Source organism: Halochromatium salexigens (assembly GCF_016653295.1).
GTDB classification, from domain to species: domain Bacteria; phylum Pseudomonadota; class Gammaproteobacteria; order Chromatiales; family Chromatiaceae; genus Lamprobacter; species Lamprobacter salexigens.
The window spans coordinates 61,325-82,577 of the sequence record NZ_NHSF01000010.1 but is presented as its reverse complement, the minus strand read 5'-3'; the positions used below and the strand labels follow the sequence as shown (position 1 = coordinate 82,577).

Below are 21,253 nucleotides of genomic sequence, written 5' to 3'. Positions count from 1 at the left end.
GAATTGGGCGGCCTTTGCACGCCTCGCCAAGCGCTACCCACTCCCGCCCGCGCGTGTGGTTCATAGCATCTATGCCACGTAGCGAATGTCTAGATCGAGGAGCCGGATGCCCGAATTGGGCATGTCCGGATCTGTGGGAGCCGCGGGGGAGTAATCTCACGCGGCGACCCGGCGCCGGTGCCATGGCTCTGGCCGTTCATCACCCAGGTCGACCGCTAGGCGGCTGCCGCTACAGCAAACAGGCGCTGCCAGCCCCTGAATCCGCGGTGAATTTACGCGGCATTTAACGGGCGAATGCGCGCGACTTCAGACGCAAGCGCCTGCCTCGCCTCCCACAGATCAACGGCACGCTGAGCATTGAGCCAGAATTCAGCGGAGTTACCAAACAGCCGGGCCAGGCGGATGGCCATCTCGGGGCTGATCGCCCGTCGCTCACGTAAGAGCTCATTCACTGATTGTCGTGATACACCCAGCGCCTCCGCAAGGGTGGATACGCTCAACCCATAGTCAGGAGCGAAATCTTCGCGCAGCATTTCTCCTGGGTGAGTTGGTTTCCGTTGAATTCCCGTGTTTTCAAAAGTCATGGATCACACTCCGGTTAATGGTAATCGCAGACCTCGACTTCAAACGCATCGCCACCCTCAAATCGGAAACAAATACGCCATTGGCGATTGATAGCGATGGCACACGGAATCACCTCAATCCCCTCACGCTGGTACGCCTCGTCACCACCATAAGCGCGGGGGAATCAAAAGGCCGATGCCTCAGAGAGACACCGGCCTGGGCCTATCCCCGCGAGCGCGGGGGAATCCGGACTTGGTCGGCTTGGGCGCGGGCGCCTCCTGTTTCGGCGCTACCTCAGCTGATCCTTCGGCAGTTTGGGCCGTTTCGGGTGCTGCGGTTGATCCGCTCGCGCCCCGGACAGATACGCTTGCTCCGCTGTCAGCGCTTCCTCGGCTTCCTCCACGCTGACCTCCGCTAGTTCTGCTAGATACTGAGGGTCGTTGAGCCGCTGTTCCTCGGCTATCCCCGCTCTCGCCCCGCGCACTAGCGGTGTCTGTTCCAGGCTCTGCTGCAAATACGGAGGTAGCTCCGAGAGCATCTCCATCACTTCGCGGGGTTCCAGTTTCGGCATTGCGCACGACCTCTAGTAGTTTGTCTTGCTTCTTGCGAAGTATAGTCTCAGCAACCGCAGACTTCCCAGCCGCGATGAGCCCTTTTGCCTTAGCGACTGTGCTCTTGAACTCAGTTTGTTGCTCAGGCGACAGCGCCACGAAGGCCTATCCCCGCGAGCGCGGGGGAATCGGCGCAGCTCATCGGCTGGGGCGAGCACAAGCGGGCCTATCCCCGCGAGCGCGGGGGAATCGTCAACGCAACAGGGAATCAAATCGTCAGCGCGGGCCTATCCCCGCGAGCGCGGGGGAATCCGTCCTGTGACGATCGAAGCCAAGCCGTTGGAGGGCCTATCCCCGCGAGCGCGGGGGAATCAACGTCTGCAGCGCACCAAAGACGCGCACCCGGGGCCTATCCCCGCGAGCGCGGGGGAATCGCGCCTGGCGGCTGTCACGCCGTCCGGCCAGCGGGCCTATCCCCGCGAGCGCGGGCGAATCGCCCGTCACAGCAGGAGATAGCCATGTACCTCGGGCCTATCCCCGCGAGCGCGGGGGAATCCGCAACGAAACGGCAAAGGCTGTTGCTGTTCAGGGCCTATCCCCGCGAGCGCGGGGGAATCCGGGCCGCTGAGTCAAAACCTGTCGAGCTTTGGGGCCTATCCCCGCGAGCGCGGGGGAATCCAGGGTCGACGCATAGCTGGCCATGTGCGACAGGGCCTATCCCCGCGAGCGCGGGGGAATCCGGGCCGCTGAGTCAAAACCTGTCGAGCTTTGGGGCCTATCCCCGCGAGCGCGGGGGAATCAGGCTGTCGCGGTCGCGCTTCATGCCGCGATCGGGCCTATCCCCGCGAGCGCGGGGGAATCGTCAACGCAACAGGGAATCAAATCGTCAGCGCGGGCCTATCCCCGCGAGCGCGGGGGAATCCGTCCTGTGACGATCGAAGCCAAGCCGTTGGAGGGCCTATCCCCGCGAGCGCGGGGGAATCCATCGCTAAGCTCGCTTGCGTGTCCTCGGGATGGGCCTATCCCCGCGAGCGCGGGGGAATCCAGGGTCGACGCATAGCTGGCCATGTGCGACAGGGCCTATCCCCGCGAGCGCGGGGGAATCCGGGCCGCTGAGTCAAAACCTGTCGAGCTTTGGGGCCTATCCCCGCGAGCGCGGGGGAATCGCTAAGGTCAACTCAGCAGGCAATGCGCTCGAGGGCCTATCCCCGCGAGCGCGGGGGAATCCGGATGCCGAGAAGCCCGCGAGGAAGTCGCGCGGGCCTATCCCCGCGAGCGCGGGGGAATCGAGCACGCTCGACGATGCCGTTATAGCGACCCGGGCCTATCCCCGCGAGCGCGGGGGAATCAAGGACCGCCTGGCGCCGGCAGTGATAGCTCGGGGCCTATCCCCGCGAGCGCGGGGGAATCTGGTGGATCAGTGACGAGTGTATCCGTCATTGGGGCCTATCCCCGCGAGCGCGGGGGAATCCCTTGCAGTTAAGCCCATAGACTGCAAAGGAAAACGAGCAAATCGTTTAGATTGTAAAAGAGCCTGTTTACAACAACTTTCGGACCAACCAGAGACCATCTACATCAACCAGCTCCCTCGGCGGCGTTCCAAGCGTAGCGATCCCAACGCCTCCTGTGGCATTCACATCGCGCCAGACCATCACAACACTGCCTTGAGGTTCTGACTTGTACCAGCCAGAGAGCACGGTCCAGGTTCGCCCACGCACTCCCGGATTCATCCGGGGCGAGATGTAGACGGTCGGCGCGACCTCCAACATCAGCGATCCGAGAAAACCGCGATAACGGTCCGCAACATCACAGGTCACGATCATGACGAGCGGCATCGGTCTCCTCCAGACGGATCACCTGCTTGATTTTGTCGATCATCGCTGGAATCACGGTTTGCTTACGAAATACGTTCGCAGCCTCGCGTCGCACCAGCCGATCGATGGTTTGGCTATCGGTTTCCGCCTTCTTGGCCACCGTGAACGCGATCTGCAGTGTGATCGTATCTCGGAACAGATCGGCGATGTCGAGCACGAAGGCTTGCCCTGAGTCCTCGTGGATGAAGCCCAGTTGCGGGATAGCGGCCACGGCTTGGACGGCAATCGCGGCCGCAGCCTGAACCGCCGTTGCCGCGTGATTGATGGCCTGATTGGGAAGATCCGCCGCGTTCGGGTTGGCACGATCGTAGCGCCGCCCTTTCCAGTCGATGCCATAGCGTTGCGCCATCAGCTGATAGGTCACCTTGACCCGCGAGCCCTCGATCCCGCGCAACGTATCGAGATCGCGATGCGGTAGCACCTCGCCGAGCCGCAAGGCGTACATCTGGCGTGCGACGCTGATCCGGCGCCGGGGATTACCCCAAAGCTCAGCCTGGCGCCGCGCAATGTCGGAGCGATCCGGCATCAAGGGGGGCGCGGTGTAGCAACGCACTCCATCCTCGCCAACGGCTGCCATCAGGGTGCTATGTCTTGCCAGCAAACGCAGCGCATCATGGGTGACGGTACTGCCTGGTCCGAGCAGGATCATCGACACGGTTTGATGCGGGATCTGCACCGAGTAGGGCTTCAGCGAATCCTTGCCGGCAAAGAAGTGCAGACAGCCATCAATGACGCAAAGCTCACCGCGCTCGAACCAGATCAACCCATGCCGATCGGCATGCGGCATGCGCGCGGTCTCGAGTCCGAGACGCCCCTTCAACATGAGCCTGCGGGCTTCAGGAGCAGCATGCCAAAACCGAAGGCTCGGTGCCGACCAATGCCACGCCGCAGCAGTCGGTTGAACGCCTCATCATCGCGAACTTGGAGCACGCCCTTGAAGACCGCATCAGGTCCGGTGACGGTGCGTGCCTGACGTTCACTCGAGTTCTTGCCAGCTCCCCGCCGAATCACGCGGCTGAGCCGAAACGCCTCCATGCCAGCGCTGACAACACTGGCCGCCCCCTGTGCCGACAGTTGCCGTTCGAGCCAATCGGCATACACGGCTTCGCGATTGTCAGCCGCCGTAGTTGCTCCGGTGGCTGTGGACGACTCGATCGCATGCAGAAAGACATCGCGCTCACGTCCATCCTTGGCGCGCAACACCGGCCGAACGCGCACCTCGAACCCGAGCAACTGATCTTGTCGCCAAGTCTGAGGAAAGGCGCGCATAGCCAGTGTGTCGAGCCTAAGCGCCTGCTCGACATCCGGGGTGACCAACGCAGCCTGCTCGCGCAGTGACTCGGATGACTGGTCGGTATACGCAAGCAGCCCTTGCTGGGCGCCAAGATAGCGAAACGGCTTCGGCGCAGAGCCTCCAAAAGCCGCACTGAGCAGCGCATGGATGGCGTATCCAGCGTCTCCATCGGGGGAGAGCAGGCGATGACGGGTTGCCCAAAGGGTCAGGGCCTTGGGGTCGGGCGCGCAGTGCAGCAAGTGGAGGCTCATCCGGCTGACTCCTCGGCCTGAACCGCTTCACGCAGGCGACCTTCCCGCACCGGTCGCCAACCACCATGCACGCCACTGCGCCAATGGCGCTCGTCGCAGAGATCAAGCTGACGATCACCTGCAAGCGTGCCTTCACCCTCTGGCCATTGCAGACGGACTTCTGGCTGCGCTGCCGGCAGAGGGACAGACTGGAGCGCATCCAGGATATCTTCAGCGTCTTGCCAACCTGCGAACAGTCGTTGACTTGGCAGGCATGGCTTTCGCCCGATGAAAAGCGGCCGGGCTGGATGGTCGAGCGCGACCGCAAGGTCATCGAGGCTCGGTGGCTCGTCCGCTGGCTCGAGACGCAAGGCGATCAGCAGCGACTGATCGGCATGGTAGTCACGAAACCGGCGATGCGGGCTGTCGTAGGTCGCCGCCCCGCCTGCTCGTCCCTCGGGTCTCCCCCAGGTCGTCCAACCCGCGTCTTTGGCGCCAAGCCGTGCGTTCTGGTTATCCTGCAGACGTTTGCCCTGACGCTCGATGCGCGCGCCCATCACCAACCGTTCCTGCAGCCGATCATGCCGCTCGGTCTCCTCGCGTCGCCAGCCCAGGGCATTGGCCAGCAATCCGGTGATCATCGACAGGGCCGGGAAGTCGCGGATCACCCCGAAGTTATCGATGGTTTCGCCACCGAACGCCATCAGCGGCGCCTCCAAGCGCAACAGGAGATGACGCGGCATTTCAGCAAGCCCCCTGCTCGATCGCGTTTGCGGTCCAGTGCGCGAGATCGTTCAGGTTGAGACGTTGCGCATTCGGCAGCTCGGTGGGGTCCAACGCCAGAAAACGACGCGCCAAGGTCGCGCCGTAGGCCTCGTCCATCTTGGTGATCTCATCGCTCAGTCGATCGACAGCGCGCGTGCGGATTGCTCCAGCACCATCGTCTAGGGGTGCCAGCGGCAGGGCATCCTGAAAGGCGCCGGCGAGGCTACGTGGCTGCCAATCGCCTGCTTCAACCAGCATGAACTTGGCCCAATCAAACGGGGCAGTGGAGCCACGCTTCGCACCTGGACTCACTGTGGCGATCAGGTGCAACAGATGTTCGACCACCTTGCCGGCCAGGGCACGTTTCTCCGCTGGCGTCGACCCATCGAAACAGCGCTTGCGATCGATTGCTTCAAGGTTCTCGACCAATTGCGGGACATCGACCACGACATAGCCGTAGTAGAGGCCGGAGGCCAGCTCGGTATCGAAGATGCCGGCGGAGCCCAGCTCTCCACTCTCTTGTAGGAGATCATCGACGACGGTGAAATAGTCGTTCTCGACCTGTGCCTCATGCACCGTGAAGGCATGCGCAACATAGACGGCGGCATCGCGGCTGGCCAAGACATCGGAGGTCACCATCCGGCCGAACAGGGCCGACTCGAGACCACTGCCATATTTGAGCGCCTGGATATTCTTCTTCTCGTCCTTGAGCATTTGCGCGACAGCCGCGCGCAGCGCTTTCTCATCGGTCGCTTCCTTGGCCAAGTTGGTGCACTGGCCCACCAGGTAGTCGATCTCGGCCTTGCCCATCAACACCGCCTGCCCGGTTTTGAGCGCGTCGTCACCCGCGCGCTCCTTGCCTGCGGAGTCGACCAAGCCTGCCTTGCGCATGGCTTCAACGGCCGCTTGCGCTAGAGGCTCGGAGACGCCAGCTTCGGCGATCCGTTTGCGCATGAACTCGAGCGTCCCGCGCGAGCGCACGGCCATCGGCACATCCAGGGTGGACAAGGCAAAGCGATCCTCGGCGATCCGCCAGTGCCGCTTCAGGCATTGCGAGGAGATGCGTGTGCGCACGGCATTGCCCAAGGGCAAGCGCTTGGCGAGCCCGGCATCGTCGCGATTGAGCAGTGCGGCAGGATAACTGTGCAGGGTGTGGATCTGGATGAAACGGGGCTGCAGGGTCATGGTTACGATTCCTTGTTGTCGGCGTCGTGTCGTTCGGCTTTCGCCAGAGCGGAAAAATAGCGGCCAGCAATCTGCATGCGAATGGCCTCGGCTTTCTCCTCATTGCGTCCTTCGGACAGGATCAAGCCGCCTAGCTGATGCCAGTTAGGGGCGACCTCCTTGGAGGCGAGCAAACGCAAGAGACGGGGTAAGAGCTGCCGAAAGGCATCGCCGCGAGCGGTGAGGAGCTTGGTGACACGTGACTCGGAAATATCGGCCGCGTGAAGTTGCGTACCCAGCGCGCCAGCGGCTTGTCCTGTGAGCGCGATGCCGTGTGCGATCAAGGCCCAACGGCGCCAGGCATGCAACGACCAGTGCTCGGGATCGAGCCCGGCATGGATCAGCACGCGGGACAACGCGGCAACCTGGTGCGGTCGCCACTCGCCATCGGGATCGAGCCTAGCCAAGGCGGCTTGCTCGCCCCGTCCTAAGCCGTAGAGATCGCCGTCGAAACGGGCGGCTTGGCCGATGATCCGAGCGAGCTTGCCAATGGGCGCTTCGTCCTGCTGATGGGCTCGCTCGGGGCGGATGTCGTCGGATGATGCGGTTATCGTGGATGTCATGGCGAGTCAGCGGTAAACCTTGCTGCGGTGATCAGCTCCTGATGAATCAGGCAAACGTTACAGATTAAATTCGAGTTGTGCAGGCAGGCCGTTGTTCGAGCTTGGCTCAGGGTCTGAGAGTGCCGCTGAGGATGCGCTCTCTAACGGTCGTTATCCCTGTATTCCGCCAGCGTCGGAAACTCCTTGCGCAACCCGCCGTGGAATCGTCCCAAGGCGGCAGCGCGGGCGCGATAACGTTGCTCCCCGCTACGGGGGCCAGCCTCGAAGGCATTTCGCAGGATGTCTTCAGCGCGCTCGGCCATGTCTAGATACCAGGCCAGACGCACGGCCTCGGGATCTTCAGCTTCGATTTGGTCATTTAGACCGAGCCGACCCTCGAAGAATCTGGCGTCCTCGCCCTGCTCGAAGGCTTTAGCGAAGCGACTTGCTTTGTCGGTCACGCTGTCGTTGTCATTGAAGGCCGAAGTGCCATTTGCGAACAGCGTCGCAAGCGCCTTCCATAGCACCTTGCGCATCTTGCTGATGTCGGACACTCGACCTTCAGCGAGCTTCGCGAGTTTGTCGGTGCTCTTTTTGATCATCAACGCGCGAACCTTGGGTGAGATCGGGACACGCCGCTCATGGTAGCCCTCAGTCTTGCCTTTGCGCCTTGTCACCCCGCGCGCCAGCATGACAATGCCTTGTTTGCCATCCTCGTTCGTCAGTGTTTGCGCGATCGGCGCGCGGTATTTCTGGCCAAAGAGCAGTTCCGATGTGAGCTTGTAGTCGAACCCTTTGCTGCTGATGGTGAGTGCCTTGCCCACGGCTGTTTCGACTGGCATCCAGACATCTCCCGTCACACCGTTGCGACTCTTCGCCTCGATACGGGCGGCCTTGCTACCGGTGGCGAGGGCGCTGATCCCCTCAGCGGTTTCGATGAGGCGGATCCGACGGCAGATTTCGATGTAGAAGGGGTCGAGCGCCGAGAACGCGAGGCTGTCTGCTCCATTCCAGGGCCGCAACCAGACTAAGGCAACCCCGCTCTGCTCGCATAGCTCCAGCCTGCTCACAATCTCGGTTCTGGATGCCAACAAACGGCGAACATCGCGCGCCCAACGCGTTCCCCATCCACCCACAGGCATCGCACCAACTGCGGGTCGACTCGCGAATCCGCCGTTCATGCGTGAGATGCCATAGTTTCCCGCCCCGAGAAATCCCTCCTGGGTTTGCAAGCTGATCAAGGCCATCAGCCAATCCTCCGGCTCGGAGCATTTCATGCGCGCGGCCTTGAGGTCGTGATTCTTCGAGGTGACGAGCATGTCCAACTCGTCGGGTGTCTGGAGGGTGTTCTTCCAGTCTGACAGGTTGCCCTCTGGCACGGGCGCTTGCATCAATGCAGGACGATCGGGCGGCGCAATCAAACACCAAGCCGCGCCATCCGGATCACCAGGGGTCAGCGCCAACAAGGCCGACTTCCATTCGTCCTGAGTGGCAAATGGCTCACTCCGACCAGCTTGATGTAAAGCAATCGCCGCGAGCTGGACCAGAAAGGCATGCCAAGGATGGCGTTGATGCGGCCGCAGTGCCGGAAAGTCGCGGATACCATCCTCGGCCAAGGCGACGAACAGTGCTGGCAGGCTGAGATGAACTCGGCGAGCATCGGCCAAACGCACACCGATCAGCGGTTCATCAAGCAGTGAGTAACGCAAGGCCGTGGTCATCGTGAGTTTCTCCTTAACGTGAATCTCGCAGGATTCATCTGCCGGGGGTGCTGCCGCACCCTCCCCGTTAGGTCAGCCGTCGATCTTCTCCAACCCTAGCCGACTATAGCGGAAGCGCGTGTTTCCTAGGCTGAACAGAACGGTTCCATCCTGGCACTCGATGGCTGATGGCTGCGCATCGGGATCAATGCCCTTGACGAGGAAATGCCGCACCGGCAACTGACGTAGCGCTTGGCCAAAGGGGCCAATCGGCGCAGGCTCGAACAGCAGCAACCGGTCACGCTCTCCGAGGCGGGTGGCAATATCCAAATCCGTTGGGAAACCTTGCTGCTCATCGAAGGGTGTATCAACATCCAGGCCGTGCAACTGGGCAATGCTGCGCTCAGCCCCGGTTCTACCATCGATCTGCTGCCCGAGCCACTGCCAGTCTTCGCCCAAGGCTTCCATTGCCCGCAACGGCTCAGGGTGCGTGGCGGCCTCGACCAACGTCCGATTGTCAGCGGGAATGCTGACTGTTGGCCGTTCCTGGATGAGCCGGCGCGTTGCCTCAACACTGCGGAGGTCGGGATAGATGCCGCCGCCATCCCGAAAAGGTCCGAGTCCATGCTGGGCACGTTTGAGTAGCGGCGACAGCTCCTGACCCGGTGGTGTCAGCACCCAGGCTTGCGCGGTCCGATACGCCAGCGGGCGCTCGTCATCGGGGCGCTGATGGCGATGCAGCCGGCCGATGCGCTGCAAGAGCACATCGATCGGGCAAAGATCGGTGATGAGCAGGTCGGCATCCAGATCCAGGCTTTGCTCCAGGGTTTGGGTACCGACGACGATGCGCCCGCCTGGAGGCCGATGTTTGCCAAGCTGGGCTTGAATGGCCTGATCCAGCAACGGCCGATCCTCGCGGCTGAAGCGGCTATGGTGCAGCGTGGCAACGCCGTTGACGGCGAACAGCCAGTCGGCTGTTGGGATCAGCGCTTCCAGAGCCTGGAAGACGGCCAGCGCGGCCGGGACCGTGTTGCGCACGATCAGCACCTTAGCACCCGCCGATGCGGCCTCGATCGCCAAGCGCGCAATCGCTTCGGGATCATCGATCAGATCACGCACACCCCAAGCAACGGTCTTGGCCGGCGTGGTCGACGTGATGCCGCGCAGCCCGTCGCGGTCGGCGAGCGCTGGATACGGCATCTGGCAGGCGACATCAAACGCCGGTAGCGCAGCCTTTACCTGCGCGCTCAGACCCAAATAGCGCGCTCTGGCACTGGCGCCAAGCGTCGCCGACAGCAGCAGCGCATGGCCGCCGCAACCGAGATGGGCTTTCAGCAAACGCTCCAAGAGGGCCGTCATGTAGGGGTCCGAGGCATGAACCTCATCGACGACCAGCAGACTGCGCGCGAGCAGCGCATGACGCAGATGCGAATGGCGCACCTGAAGCGCACCGAGCAACGCTTGGTCGATCGTGCCAATCGCGATCGAAGCGGCGAGAAAGCGCTTCGGCGATTCAGCGGCCCAGCGCCGATGCGCCTCGGCGTCGGTCGGCTCATCCGGCCAGAGCACCTTGAACTGAGGCAGTGCTTTTGGCTCCTGTCCATCGGCGCCGGCGTAACCCGGCAGAGCGCGCACCGTGACGGGTGGATCAGTCGGCCAAAGGTGCCCGACGGCCGCCAAGATGCGCTCGTAGACTTGGCTCGCGGACACCCGAGTAGGCAGTGCGAAGTAGAGGCTGTCGACCTCGCCGCGTTGGAACAGATGCACGAACCGCCAGAGCGCCGCTTCGGTCTTGCCGCTGCCGGTCTCTGATTCGAGCACGAGTAAGGGGCCAAGCGCCGCATCTGCCATCGCGGCCTGGATCGGATAAGGCGGATAGCCATCGAATACAGCTTCAAAGCGGGGGGAGGTCTGCGCTAGCCCCGTCTGCCAGCAGGTCGCATCCAGGCCCAGCGCCATCACAGCCTGCTCGGCGAACGCGGGCACATCCTGGGCGCGATCACCGATCCCATTGGAGAGCGGAAAGAACTGGGTATCCGAACCGAGCCAATCCGCCAACTGCACCAAACCCGCGAACAGATGACCGAAGGCGGGCGCATCAGGGAGCGGCTCGCCACCGACGGCAAAGGCCTCTGGATAGAACTCGAGCGCGCGTTGACCAATCTCGGCGAGCACGGGAGCCGGATCGTAGACGGGCTGAGCATCGGCGCCGATCACCGGTCTCCAGTTGGCGCGAGCCCAATCACCAGGGTCCGGATCAGCGATCGGTCGCCCATGATGGCTGATGGAGGCGCGAAACAGCGGCAATACCGCATCGCCCCATTCGGTGATGGCCTCGAGCGGTAAACATTCGAGCAAGGGCTCCAGAAAGCGCTCGTCGCGAAAGAGATCGAGAGCTTGACCGCCATGTCCGGCAGGTTTCGGCCAGCCTTGAGGCGCTGCCTGTTCTCGCCAACGCTTCGCCTGAAACCCGCTATTGGCCTTTCCGAGATCATGCAAAAACACCAGCACGGCAAGCCGCGTGATGTCTTGCGGTGTCAGCTTGCGCCCAGCAGCTCGATCCAAGGCTCGCCGGACATTTCGGCAGGCACACAACCGAACAAAACAAGCAGCAACATCGATGAGATGATCGAGCAGCGGCAGCCAGGCGATCAGATTGCCATCCGCATCGCGCTCCAGCTTCCCGAAGGCCCTAGATGGCGGGAGAGACATCCTAGACATACCAAAGCTCATGTTCTTTACCATGTGGCCTGTGGCCACTGAGCCCATCAGCGCGAGATCATCATTTGATCCTCGTGATCTCGATCTTACGCGCCTCTCGATCGTTTGGCAGGGACATTGATGGCATGGTCAATCGAGCGCCACGTTGCGCATGGGTTGCGAATTTCACCCATGATCGCAACATCCTGTCGATTATGCTGCAATCCTTGGCCTAACGGTCACCTTTGGCCTCAGGGTCACCGCCTGGATCAGGCAACACTCACATTCAGCAAGCAACACTAGACATCATCACATGGCAAATCTGGCCACTGCAGACAGCGGCACACAGCTCCAACAGCTCGAAGCAGCCATCGATCATCTCCTCAGCGAGGCCAAGCGCTGCGGCGCCAGCGCAGCCGAGGCTGGCGTCAGCGCCAGCACCGGGCTCGAGGTGGCGGTGCGCATGGGCGAGATCGAGACCATCGAGCACACACGCGACCATGGGCTCGGCATCACCGTCTACTTCGGCAAGCGCAAGGGCTCGGCGAGCACCTCGGATCTGAGCGCCGGGGCGATCAGCGACGCGGTTGCGCAAGCCTGCAGCATCGCCAAGCACACGCAGGAAGACCCCTGCGCCGGCCTGGCACCAGCGGAACTGATGGCGAGCGAGACCCCAAACCTGGACCTCGAACACCCCTGGGGCATCAGCGTCGAGGACGCCGTGCGCCTGGCGACCGAGTGCGAGGACGCGGCGCGCGCGCATGATCCGCGCATCGTCAACTCCGAGGGCGCAAGCCTCAGCACTCACGCCGGAATTAAGGTCTACGGCAACAGCCACGGCTTCGTCGGCGGCTATCCCAGCACACGCCATGGTCTGAGCGTCGCGGTGCTCGGCAAGGTCGGCGATGAGATGCAGCGCGATTATTGGTGGACATCGGCGCGCGCGCCGGAAGACCTGGAATCCGCCGAGAGCGTCGGCCGGCGCGCCGCCGAGCGCACGGTCGCGCGTCTCGGCGCCCGGCGGCTCGGCACCCGGCGCGCGCCGGTGCTGTTTCGCGCCGAACAGGCGGCCGGACTGTTGCGCCATCTGTGCGGCGCGATCAATGGCTCCAGCCTCTATCGGAAGATGAGCTTCCTGCTCGATCAGCTCGGCGAGCCGATCTTCCCGGACTTCGTCCAGCTCAGCGAAGACCCATTGCGTCCGCGCGGTCTCGCTAGCGCGCCCTTCGATGGCGATGGCGTGGCGACCGCGCCCAAAGATCTCCTGCGCGACGGCGTGCTGCAGACCTACCTGCTCGATCACTACTCGGCCTGTCGACTCGGCATGACGACGACCGCCAATGCAGGCGGCGTGCGCAACATGCGCGTCGGCATGAGCGAGCGCGATCGCGCGGCGATGCTGCGTGAGCTGGGCACCGGGCTGTTCGTGACTGATCTCATGGGGCAAGGCGTGAACAACGTGACCGGCGATTATTCGCGTGGCGCAACCGGCTTCTGGGTCGAGAACGGCGAGATCCAGTACCCGGTCGAGGAGATCACCATCGCCGGCAATCTGAAGGACATGTTCAAGCGCCTGGTGGCGATCGGCAACGACTGCGATTTCGTCGGCAGCACAACGACCGGCTCCTGGCTGCTCGATGAGATGACCATCGCCGGTGAGTGAAATGATCGACCACAACCAAGCCATCGCCGACACCATTGCTGTGATTGAGGCTACCCCGGAATCGGCTGCGGCTTTGACCCTCTACGCACTGGTCAACACGCTCGAGTACGACCGCGCCGGGCGGCTGTTCAAGCTCAGCAAGCTCGGCGATCTGGCGCCGGAACAGCGGCGCATCGCCTATGCGTTGATGGAGCGCTCGGTGGTTGACGGCATTGGTGATCCGGCCTGGGTCGAGGCCAAGGCGCGCATCGACCGCGCCATTCGCGGTGTCTGAACGCACTCAGTGCCGGCGCGGTGTGATCTGCACCGGATGCTGTTTGATGTAGGCCTCGTCGAACTCGAGTTCGATCGCGAAACCACCCTCCTCTTCGCGCAGCTTGACCTGCTTGAGGTCGGGCAGCCGCACGGCGAGCCAGGTGGTCATCGCCGCGACCTGGGCCTCGTCATCGGCAAGGATTGCGCTGGCGAGGTTCGCGGCGACAAACTGCGCCTTCTGCGCCAGCGTTGGCGCTTGCACGGGCTCACCATCGATCTCGATGCCCTCGGCCTCCATCTTTCGATCCATCTTGTCGAGGTAGGCGCCCTGGTAGTCCGGCAGGGGCTTGGCGCGGTCGTATTCGACCTGGGCGACGCCGTTCAGTAGCACGGCCATCATCGTACTCATAGGGCTGGAATTCCTCTGTGCGGCTTGGCGACTCAGGCGCTGGGCTTGCGATCTGAGCCTGCGATCTATCATCTACAATCGATGATGGGCCCTGTTAGGCTTGTGCATTAATTGTCGAGCCCCCACGACGACAACAGTGTAACGGATTTTTTTCAAGGTGCCCTCTATGGCGAACAAACCATCGACAACCGGACTTGCCGTCCCAAGCAAGCGCCTGAGCCGCCTCTGGCACATGGGCCGCGCCACCACCGATTTCGCCAGCGGCATCGGCCTGCGCGGCATGATCGAGCTAGCGCGCAGCCGCGAGGGCGATGGTCAGCGCATCAGCCTCAGCCCGCAGGCCACGCAGCGCCTCACCAACCGTCTCGCGCGCATGCGCGGTGCGGTGATGAAGATGGGCCAGCTGATGTCGATGGACGGCTCCGATGTGTTCACCCCCGAGGCCGCCGAGATCATGGCGACCCTGCGCGATCGCGCCGAGCCGATGCCGCTGAGTCAGCTCAACCGCGTGCTCACCGCCGAATGGGGCAAGGACTGGAACAAGCAGTTCAAGCGCTTCGAGTTCCAGCCCATCGCCGCCGCTTCGATCGGTCAGGTACACCGCGCCGAGACCCGCGACGGTCGGCGCCTGGCGCTCAAGGTCCAGTTCCCGGGCGTGCGCGAGTCGATCGACAGCGACATCGCCAATCTCGGCTTCCTGAGCCGCAACTTCGGCATGATGCCGGAGGGCTTCGATCCGGCGCCGATGCTCGAAGAGGCCCGGCTGCAACTGCACGAGGAGGCCGATTACGAGGCCGAGGCGGCATCCCTGCGAGCCTATCGCGCGCTGATCGGCGATGACCCGGACTTCCTGGTGCCCGCCGTGCATCCTGACCTCTCCACCTCGCGCATCCTGGCGATGGACTTCGCCGAGGGCGTGTCGGTCGAGCGACTCAGCGCCAGCGACTTCAGCCGCGGCGAGCGCAATCGGGTCGCCAGCCTGCTCTCGCGGCTGATGATCCGCGAGCTGTTCGAGTTCGCCCTGGTGCAGACCGACCCCAACTTCGGCAACTTCCTCTACGACGCCGACTCGCGCCGCATCGTCTTGCTCGACTTTGGCGCCACGCGCGCGGTGTCGCCGGACCTGATCGAGGGCTATCGAGCGCTGGCCCGCGCAACGCTCGCCAATGACCAAGCCGGCATGCGGCAGGGCGCGGTTGCACTGGGCTATATCGGCGACGACGTGCCCGCCGAGCAGGCCGCCCGCCTGATCGACCTGATCAGCCTCTCCGGTGAGGTCATCACCAGCGAGGGCCCCTATGACTTCGGCAGCTCGACCCTGTTCGAGCGCGTCTTCGCGCGTGGCCGCGATATGTTCCAAGACAAGCAGTTCAGCCACATGCCAGAACCAGCGACGATGTTCCTGCAGCGCAAGTTCGCCGGCATCTTCATGCTCTGCCGCCGGCTGCGCGCCGAGGTCGATCTACGCGCGATGCTCGAGCCCTATCTGCTCGACGCCAGCGCCCACAGCGGCGTCGATTGATGATAATCAATGAGAGTATTAGCAAATTCTTAAATACTGTCCGATATTCTTTCTTGATCGGAGCAGTCCCATGACCAAGACACCGCCGCAGGGGTATCACCCCCTCTATTTCCTCGCCGCCCTCGGCGCGGGCGGACTCACCGTGACCTTCTTCCTCTACTTCATGTTCCTGGTGCCACACCCGCAGACCCCAGTGGTCACCGCCGATGATTTGCTGCTGCTCTGGGCGACCGGTGCCGACTGGATGCGACCGCTGATCATCCTCGGGCTCGCTGGCATGCTGGTGATGGCCGGTATGCACATCCGGCTGCTGATCTGGAACCTGCTGCAATATCGGCGCTGGCGCAAGACCACCGATCTGGAGCAGATCGAGGCCCGCAACAAGGATGTCGCCTTCATGGCCATCCCGCTGACCCTGACCATGACCATCAATGTGCTGTTCGCGGTCGGTGCCGCCACCATCCCCGGTCTTTGGAGCATCGCCGAGTACCTGTTCCCGGGCGTGCTGGTGGTGCTGATCATCATCGGCGCCGCCGCCCTGCGCATGTACGGCAACTACCTCTCGCGGCTGGTCATGACCGGCTCGTTCGACTTCATCGGCAACGCCAACCTGAGTCAGATGATGCCGATCTTCGCCTTCGCGATGATCGCCGTGGCCTTCGCCGCGCCGGGTGCGATGAGCCAGAATCAGCTCATCAATGCTATCGGGCTGTTCTTCGCGATCTTCTTCTTGAGCCTCTCGGCGCTGCTCGGCTTCGTCAAGCTGGTGGTCGGCGTCAATGCCATGCTGCGCCATGGGCTCACCGCCAGCGCCTCGCCGAGCCTCTGGATCTTGATCCCGATCCTGACCCTGTCCGGGATCACCCTGGTGCGACTGATCATGGGGCTGCAGCATGGGTTCGACCTGACGGTGCCAAAGCCCGCGCTGTTCGTGCTGACCTCGATCATCCTCTCGCTCGAGATCCTGTTCGGCCTGCTCGGTTATGTCGTCATGCAGCGCCTCGGCTACTTCCGCGACTACCTGCGTGGCGAACAAAAGAGCCCTGGTGCCTACAGCCTGATCTGCCCTGGGGTGGCCTTCTTCGTCTTCGGTTGGTTCTGGATCATGTTCGGGCTGGTCGGCAACGACATCGTCACACCGCTGACGCCGGCCTTCTTCGCGCTGATGCTGCCGCTGATCTTGGTGCAGTGGAAGAGTCTCGAGACCCTGCTCAAGCTCAACCGTAAGCTGTTGCGGAAATCCGCGCAGCCACAAATCGCGACCTGAAGACCGCGCTTAACCAAAAGTACCGATCGCTGCCGCCAGCTCTGGATGCTGAGCGGCATGCTCAGCGAGTGGCACGCCAGCGGCGATCGCCTCCCAGGCTTGGCGCAGGCTCGCCGCTCCACCGCGCGGTCCCATCGGATGGCTGAACACCCCGCGGCCAGGGACGAAGCCAAAATCCGCATTGCCGACATGCTCATGCACGCCTGGCAGGGTCACCGCCGAATCGCTGCCACCCGGTACCGGGAGGCAGGGTTTGATCGGCCCCATCGGCTCGACGCAGGCGGCGATGCCTTCCAGCACCTCATCCTCCGCCGTCATCATCCGAGGCCCGAACCCTGGCATGATCACCACATCGAAGCCGGCCAGGCGCTGCAGCTTGGTCCAGACCCGGGTATGCACGCCGAAATAGGGCAGCCGGCTCGAGGCGGCGATCAACGGGAAGTGCGCGACCAGCGGTACTTGGGCTTGCTTGCGCAACATGCGTACCGCGCTCAGCCCCACCGGCAGCGCATTGACCATCACCGCGTTGGCGCCGTTCGCCACGACCAGATCGTGCAGCGGCAGCAGTCGGTCGACCTCATCGGTGATGTTGGCGAGATAGACCTTGTGCTCGCCGGTCGCTTGCTCGGCCCGCTGGCGCGCGGCGCCGAGCAGCGCCGAGCGGCGCGCGATCGGTGACCAGTCGGGATCGGCCAGCATCTCGTCGTCCTTGGCGATATCGAGCCCGCCGAGCCAGCCCTGATAACCAAGCTCGGTAAAGGGCTCGGGGTCCAAGCCGATGTTGGGCTTGATCACTCCGAAGAAGAAGGGCCGGTCGTGAATCTGCCAGCGTTCACGCAGCCCATCGAGCCCGAACTGCGGCCCCTCGAACGCGGCCAGGAAGCTGTCCGAAAACGTGATATCCAGCAGCTTGATCAGCGGCACATCGGGGGCAAAGAAGGGGCCTTCGCCCAGGATCGCGCTGAGCAGATTCGGGAGGCGCGGGCCAAAATTCGCATGCGGATGCGCAATGCGCACCCGGCAGACGCTGACCGGACCATCCACCGGTGGGAGGAGCGGATAGCTGGTGCCGGACAGCTCGGTCTCGACCTCCAGATCCAGCACCTTGGCTGCGAAGCGCGGGCGATAGTCTTCATCGACATCGACCCGGCGCCATTGTGCGGTCGACTGCTCGCTGCACAGATGGGCCGCGGCGACACGCGGATCACCACGGCACTCGATGCGGTAGTCGAGGATCAGATGCGCCTCGGCATCGAGCGTCGATGCATCGGTATAGAAACCGTCGATATCAGCAGCGCGCATGATCGTTCAATCCTCTGCGACCTGGCCGAGGAACTGCAGGGTCACGGCACGCTCCGGGCGCGGCCCGTCCAGCTCGACGAAGAACACCGACTGCCAGCCGCCGAGCAACAGCTCGCCATCGGCGATCGGGATGGTCTCGGAGGCATTGGTGAATAGCGCCATCAGATGCGCGTGGGCGTTGTCGCGATCATCGACCGGCGCCAGGTTGTGCAGGTAATCGCCATCGCGCGGCACCAGGCGCTTGAGGAAGGTGACCATATCGCGCTGCAGCTGAGTCTCGCGCTCATTGAGGCAGATCGCGGCCGTGGTATGGCGCGAGAGCAGCGTCACCAGGCCATTGCGCACGCCACTGCGCACACAGCATTCGCGCAGTGGTTCGGTGATGTCGATGAGTTGGATCGGGGCTGTCGTCTGCAGCGTGATGGTGTCCAGGCGTGTCAACATAGGGATGGCTCTCAGCTTAATGGCCCTCAGCGTGATGGATCTGAGCGTGATGGATCTGAGCGTGCGTCAGGGTAAACATCATCCTCCGGGGAGGAAGGTGTCGTCCATGATCTCCTCCAGGCTCCAAGGGCAGTCCTCGGGGAATCCGCCCAGCCCCGTCTCCTCGATCGCCTTGGTCACCGCATCGGCCCAGATCGCCCCCCACCAACCCGAGTCGGCGAGCCTTGGCTTCAAACTGGGCACCTGTTTGAGATGAAAGCGCAAGGCTCGGCGCTGCTCTTTGATCGTGCGTCGCCAACTGCTGCTCTGACGTTCCGGTTGGAATTGCCACTTGAGTAAGTGGGCCAACAGCACCGCCATCCGGCTCGCAAGCTCGCGTCGCTCACTCTTGCCCACGTCTTCGATCTCATCGGCGATATGGGCCAGATCGAGCCGCTCGAACTGTCCAGCCCGGATCAATGCCGCTTGCTGCTCGGCCCAGGCGGCGACGTCTTGCTCATACAAACTCGGTGCTGTCATAGCGAATGCTCAGAAACGGCAGGAGCCACAGTATAGGCGAGCACGAAATACCCTGCGTTCATGGGCCGTTGGCCGACTGGCTCAAACCGCGTTGACGGACTCAAAGCTCGCCAGCGCCGAGCGCAGGTGCTCGACGATTTCCTCCGCCAGCACCGCGCAGCGTGGTGCAGAAGCTCCAGACGATGGGGGCGGTGGTCATGGCAGCGCTAGCTCGTCTCTGAGGTGCCGTGCAAGACCGCTAATGCATTAGGATTGGCCTCGACAATACGCGAGAGCGCCTAACCGTCAAAAGGTCAGACTACCATCATTCCCTCAAAGATAAGGCGTCAGCAGGCGCGCAAAGCCATCGCGCAAACGGATCGGCAGAGTGCGAGCCCGCATATCGGCGGCGCGGATCTCGATCGCGTCCGCCACCTTCTCATCAACCAGCGCATGGAGCCGACGCGCCAGCGCGGCGTCATAGCACTCGATATTCAGCTCGAAATTCAGACGCAGGCTACGTGGGTCCCAGTTCGCCGAGCCGAAGAAGCACCAGGCCTCGTCGATTAGCATCAGCTTGGTATGGTCGAACGGCGGCGGGGTCACGAAGATGCGACTGCGCCCGTCGAGGATCTGCTCGGCCTGGGCCTCGGCCGCCCATTGCACGAAGCGCAGGTTGTTGCGTTGCGGGACCAGGATCTGCACCTCGACCCCGCTCATGGCGATGACATTGAGCGCCGTGATCAGGGTCTGATCCGGCAGGAAATAAGGCGTGACGATCCGCACCCGCTGTCGCGCATGCGCCAGCGCGCCCAGAATCAACCGGCGTAGCACGTCGAAGTCCTCGTCGGGCCCATCCGGCACGCAGCGCGCGATGCTCTCGCCCGCCGGTTCCAACACCGGATACCAGGCATCACAGCCGAGACGCTCGCCGGTGGTGAAGGCCCAGTCGAGTCCGAACGCTTCCATCAGCCCGCGCACCACCGGCCCCTCGACCTTGAAGTGCAGATCCTGCACTGGATGGCGGGGATTGCTCTCGAGCAGACAGCCCTCGCGCAGATTGAGCCCGCCGGTGAACCCGAGCCGACCATCGACGACCAGGATCTTGCGGTGATTGCGCAGGTTCAGATAAGGGTTACGGATCGGCAGCGCCGACTCGAGGAAGACCCCGGTCGGGATGCCCAGCTGGCGCAACACCTTGGGCGTATGCGGACGGCTGTACCACTGGCCGACGCCGTCGATCAGCACCCGCACCTGCACGCCGCGTCGATGCGCCCGTTGCAGCGCGGCGATGAAGCGCTGACCGGCGAGGTCGTTATCGAAGATGTAACTCGAGAGCGCCACGCTGCGTTGCGCGGTATCGATTGCGGCGAGCATCTCGGGATAGGCCGCGTCGCCATTGACCAGCGGCGTGATGCGGTTACCCGCCTCGAGTTCCGAGAGGGTCAGCTCATCGCCCAGATGCCCCAGCGGGATCAGCCCAGGGAAGCGGCTCTCGAGCAGACGATGGGCGCGTTGCTCGGCGCGCACGCTGGCCTCCTCGCTCAGCAGCGAGGTCTCCGGGCGCAGCCGGTGCGCCTTGCGCTTGATCCGGTTGATGCCAAACATCCAGTACAGCACCACGCCGACCAAGGGGGTGAGCAACACCAGCCCGGTCCAGCCCACGGTCGAGGGCACATCGCGGTTGCTCAGCACCAGATGCGTGGTGGTCAGGACCACCGCCGCCGTTTGCAGGCCGAGCAAGCTGATGATCCAGAGGTCGGATAAGAGATGGCTCAGGTCCATGTGCCTGGTTAGAAAGCCGGGTCAGAACTCGCCGCGTTCGCGCAACGCCTCGGGATTCAGCACTTGCATGGCCTCATCCCCCATGCCCATGACCAGGATGCCGGCGGCGGTGGCCCGACAAACCACGCTCGGGTCGGGATAGAGACTGGAGAGCACGCCGACCACGCGCTTGCCGGCGTACTCCGGGCAAAACACGGGCAGATCGGCCAGCTTCGCCAAGAACGCCTCGACATGGCTGCTCTGGAGACTGGGCTTGGTCTCGTTGATCAGGAGACTGTCCTTGCAGACGGCCATCGCATCGTATTCACGAAACTCGCCGTTGCGGCGTCTGACCACTCGCAGTGCAAATAGCTCCGGGGCATCGCAACCAAGCAGCTCGGCCGCCACCCTGGGCAGGCTGTGAGCGACGATATCCTCGACCAGCGTACCGAGCCGGTTGGCCAGGTCGCCCCATTGCTTGTTCATACGTTGTCGGTCGCGGAGGGTCTCGTCCTTGAACTGACGCATCTCGTCCGACAGGCGATTCAGCGACACCTCGGTACGCATCGCCTGATAACTGAGTTCCTTCATGTATTCGCGAAGTTCATCGACGTCTTGTCTGAGTACAACGCTGGCCATGACGATCATTCTCTCGAAACCTTAAACGACAGCAGTATAGCTCTCA

20 protein-coding genes and 1 CRISPR repeat array are annotated in these 21,253 nt (G+C 63.1%); of the genes, 4 read left to right on the top strand and 16 right to left on the bottom strand.

Annotated elements, in window-relative coordinates:
- Window positions 1–272: 272 nt before the first annotated feature.
- The 10 genes from CCR82_RS01670 to cas3 all read right to left on the bottom strand — a co-directional run bounded on the left by CCR82_RS01670 (window position 273) and on the right by cas3 (window position 11,456).
- Complete coding sequence (locus tag CCR82_RS01670) at window positions 273–584, bottom strand: HigA family addiction module antitoxin (RefSeq protein WP_201243586.1); 312 nt, start codon at window positions 582–584, stop codon at window positions 273–275.
- A gap of 269 nt (window positions 585–853) precedes the next feature.
- Window positions 854–1,135, bottom strand: a complete 282-nt coding sequence (locus tag CCR82_RS01665) for a hypothetical protein (protein WP_201243584.1) — start codon at window positions 1,133–1,135, stop codon at window positions 854–856.
- A 141-nt stretch (window positions 1,136–1,276) separates the two neighbouring features.
- Window positions 1,277–2,586: direct repeats of the CRISPR family, unit length 29 nt; unit sequence GGGCCTATCCCCGCGAGCGCGGGGGAATC.
- Window positions 2,587–2,653: 67 nt separating this feature from the next.
- On the bottom strand, window positions 2,654–2,950 hold the full coding sequence (gene cas2e / locus CCR82_RS01660; RefSeq protein WP_201243582.1) for a type I-E CRISPR-associated endoribonuclease Cas2e: 297 nt from the start codon (window positions 2,948–2,950) through the stop codon (window positions 2,654–2,656).
- On the bottom strand, window positions 2,922–3,812 hold the full coding sequence (cas1e, locus tag CCR82_RS01655) for a type I-E CRISPR-associated endonuclease Cas1e (RefSeq protein WP_201243579.1): 891 nt from the start codon (window positions 3,810–3,812) through the stop codon (window positions 2,922–2,924). The genes cas2e and cas1e overlap by 29 nt, the downstream gene beginning before the upstream one ends.
- Window positions 3,806–4,534 carry a type I-E CRISPR-associated protein Cas6/Cse3/CasE gene (gene cas6e / locus CCR82_RS01650; protein ID WP_201243577.1) on the bottom strand — a complete coding sequence of 243 codons (729 nt, stop codon included), beginning with the start codon at window positions 4,532–4,534 and terminating at the stop codon, window positions 3,806–3,808. Before cas6e ends, cas1e begins: the two co-directional genes overlap by 7 nt.
- Window positions 4,531–5,256 (bottom strand): type I-E CRISPR-associated protein Cas5/CasD, encoded by a 726-nt coding sequence (gene cas5e / locus CCR82_RS01645; protein ID WP_201243575.1) that lies wholly within the window; start codon window positions 5,254–5,256, stop codon window positions 4,531–4,533. The genes cas6e and cas5e overlap by 4 nt, the downstream gene beginning before the upstream one ends.
- A gap of 1 nt (window position 5,257) precedes the next feature.
- Complete coding sequence (cas7e, locus tag CCR82_RS01640) at window positions 5,258–6,463, bottom strand: type I-E CRISPR-associated protein Cas7/Cse4/CasC (protein ID WP_201243573.1); 1,206 nt, start codon at window positions 6,461–6,463, stop codon at window positions 5,258–5,260.
- Window positions 6,464–6,465: 2 nt separating this feature from the next.
- Window positions 6,466–7,065: a type I-E CRISPR-associated protein Cse2/CasB gene (gene casB, locus CCR82_RS01635; RefSeq protein ID WP_201243570.1), complete on the bottom strand. Its 600-nt coding sequence runs from the start codon at window positions 7,063–7,065 to the stop codon at window positions 6,466–6,468.
- Window positions 7,066–7,205: 140 nt separating this feature from the next.
- Window positions 7,206–8,765: a type I-E CRISPR-associated protein Cse1/CasA gene (casA, locus tag CCR82_RS01630; protein WP_201243568.1), complete on the bottom strand. Its 1,560-nt coding sequence runs from the start codon at window positions 8,763–8,765 to the stop codon at window positions 7,206–7,208.
- 72 nt (window positions 8,766–8,837) lie between these two features.
- On the bottom strand, window positions 8,838–11,456 hold the full coding sequence (gene cas3, locus CCR82_RS01625) for a CRISPR-associated helicase Cas3' (protein ID WP_201243594.1): 2,619 nt from the start codon (window positions 11,454–11,456) through the stop codon (window positions 8,838–8,840).
- A 301-nt stretch (window positions 11,457–11,757) separates the two neighbouring features.
- On the opposite strand from cas3, the gene pmbA reads away from it, so the two are divergent.
- Both pmbA and CCR82_RS01615 read left to right on the top strand, forming a co-directional pair.
- Entirely contained in the window at window positions 11,758–13,107 is a 1,350-nt protein-coding gene (pmbA, locus tag CCR82_RS01620; protein ID WP_201243566.1) for a metalloprotease PmbA, read from the top strand.
- Window position 13,108: 1 nt separating this feature from the next.
- Window positions 13,109–13,381, top strand: coding sequence for a hypothetical protein (locus CCR82_RS01615; protein ID WP_201243564.1), 273 nt, complete (start codon window positions 13,109–13,111; stop codon window positions 13,379–13,381).
- Between the two features lie 6 nt (window positions 13,382–13,387).
- Here the strand turns inward: CCR82_RS01615 and CCR82_RS01610 are convergent, their stop codons facing one another.
- Complete coding sequence (locus CCR82_RS01610) at window positions 13,388–13,771, bottom strand: hypothetical protein (RefSeq protein WP_201243562.1); 384 nt, start codon at window positions 13,769–13,771, stop codon at window positions 13,388–13,390.
- 166 nt (window positions 13,772–13,937) lie between these two features.
- Between CCR82_RS01610 and CCR82_RS01605 the strand changes: the two genes are divergently transcribed.
- Window positions 13,938–15,293, top strand: coding sequence for an ABC1 kinase family protein (locus tag CCR82_RS01605; protein WP_201243560.1), 1,356 nt, complete (start codon window positions 13,938–13,940; stop codon window positions 15,291–15,293).
- Between the two features lie 70 nt (window positions 15,294–15,363).
- Window positions 15,364–16,560, top strand: coding sequence for a TsoY family (seleno)protein (locus tag CCR82_RS01600; RefSeq protein ID WP_201243558.1), 1,197 nt, complete (start codon window positions 15,364–15,366; stop codon window positions 16,558–16,560).
- A 9-nt stretch (window positions 16,561–16,569) separates the two neighbouring features.
- Here CCR82_RS01600 and CCR82_RS01595 read toward each other — a convergent pair whose 3' ends face one another.
- From CCR82_RS01595 to CCR82_RS01575, 5 genes are all read right to left on the bottom strand, one after another.
- Window positions 16,570–17,862 (bottom strand): RuBisCO large subunit C-terminal-like domain-containing protein, encoded by a 1,293-nt coding sequence (locus CCR82_RS01595; protein WP_201243556.1) that lies wholly within the window; start codon window positions 17,860–17,862, stop codon window positions 16,570–16,572.
- 6 nt (window positions 17,863–17,868) lie between these two features.
- On the bottom strand, window positions 17,869–18,306 hold the full coding sequence (locus tag CCR82_RS01590; RefSeq protein WP_201243555.1) for a secondary thiamine-phosphate synthase enzyme YjbQ: 438 nt from the start codon (window positions 18,304–18,306) through the stop codon (window positions 17,869–17,871).
- Between the two features lie 78 nt (window positions 18,307–18,384).
- Window positions 18,385–18,825: a DUF29 domain-containing protein gene (locus CCR82_RS01585; RefSeq protein ID WP_201243554.1), complete on the bottom strand. Its 441-nt coding sequence runs from the start codon at window positions 18,823–18,825 to the stop codon at window positions 18,385–18,387.
- A 312-nt stretch (window positions 18,826–19,137) separates the two neighbouring features.
- Complete coding sequence (locus tag CCR82_RS01580; protein WP_201243553.1) at window positions 19,138–20,589, bottom strand: phospholipase D-like domain-containing protein; 1,452 nt, start codon at window positions 20,587–20,589, stop codon at window positions 19,138–19,140.
- A 21-nt stretch (window positions 20,590–20,610) separates the two neighbouring features.
- Window positions 20,611–21,207 carry a hypothetical protein gene (locus CCR82_RS01575; RefSeq protein WP_201243552.1) on the bottom strand — a complete coding sequence of 199 codons (597 nt, stop codon included), beginning with the start codon at window positions 21,205–21,207 and terminating at the stop codon, window positions 20,611–20,613.
- Window positions 21,208–21,253: the final 46 nt, after the last annotated feature.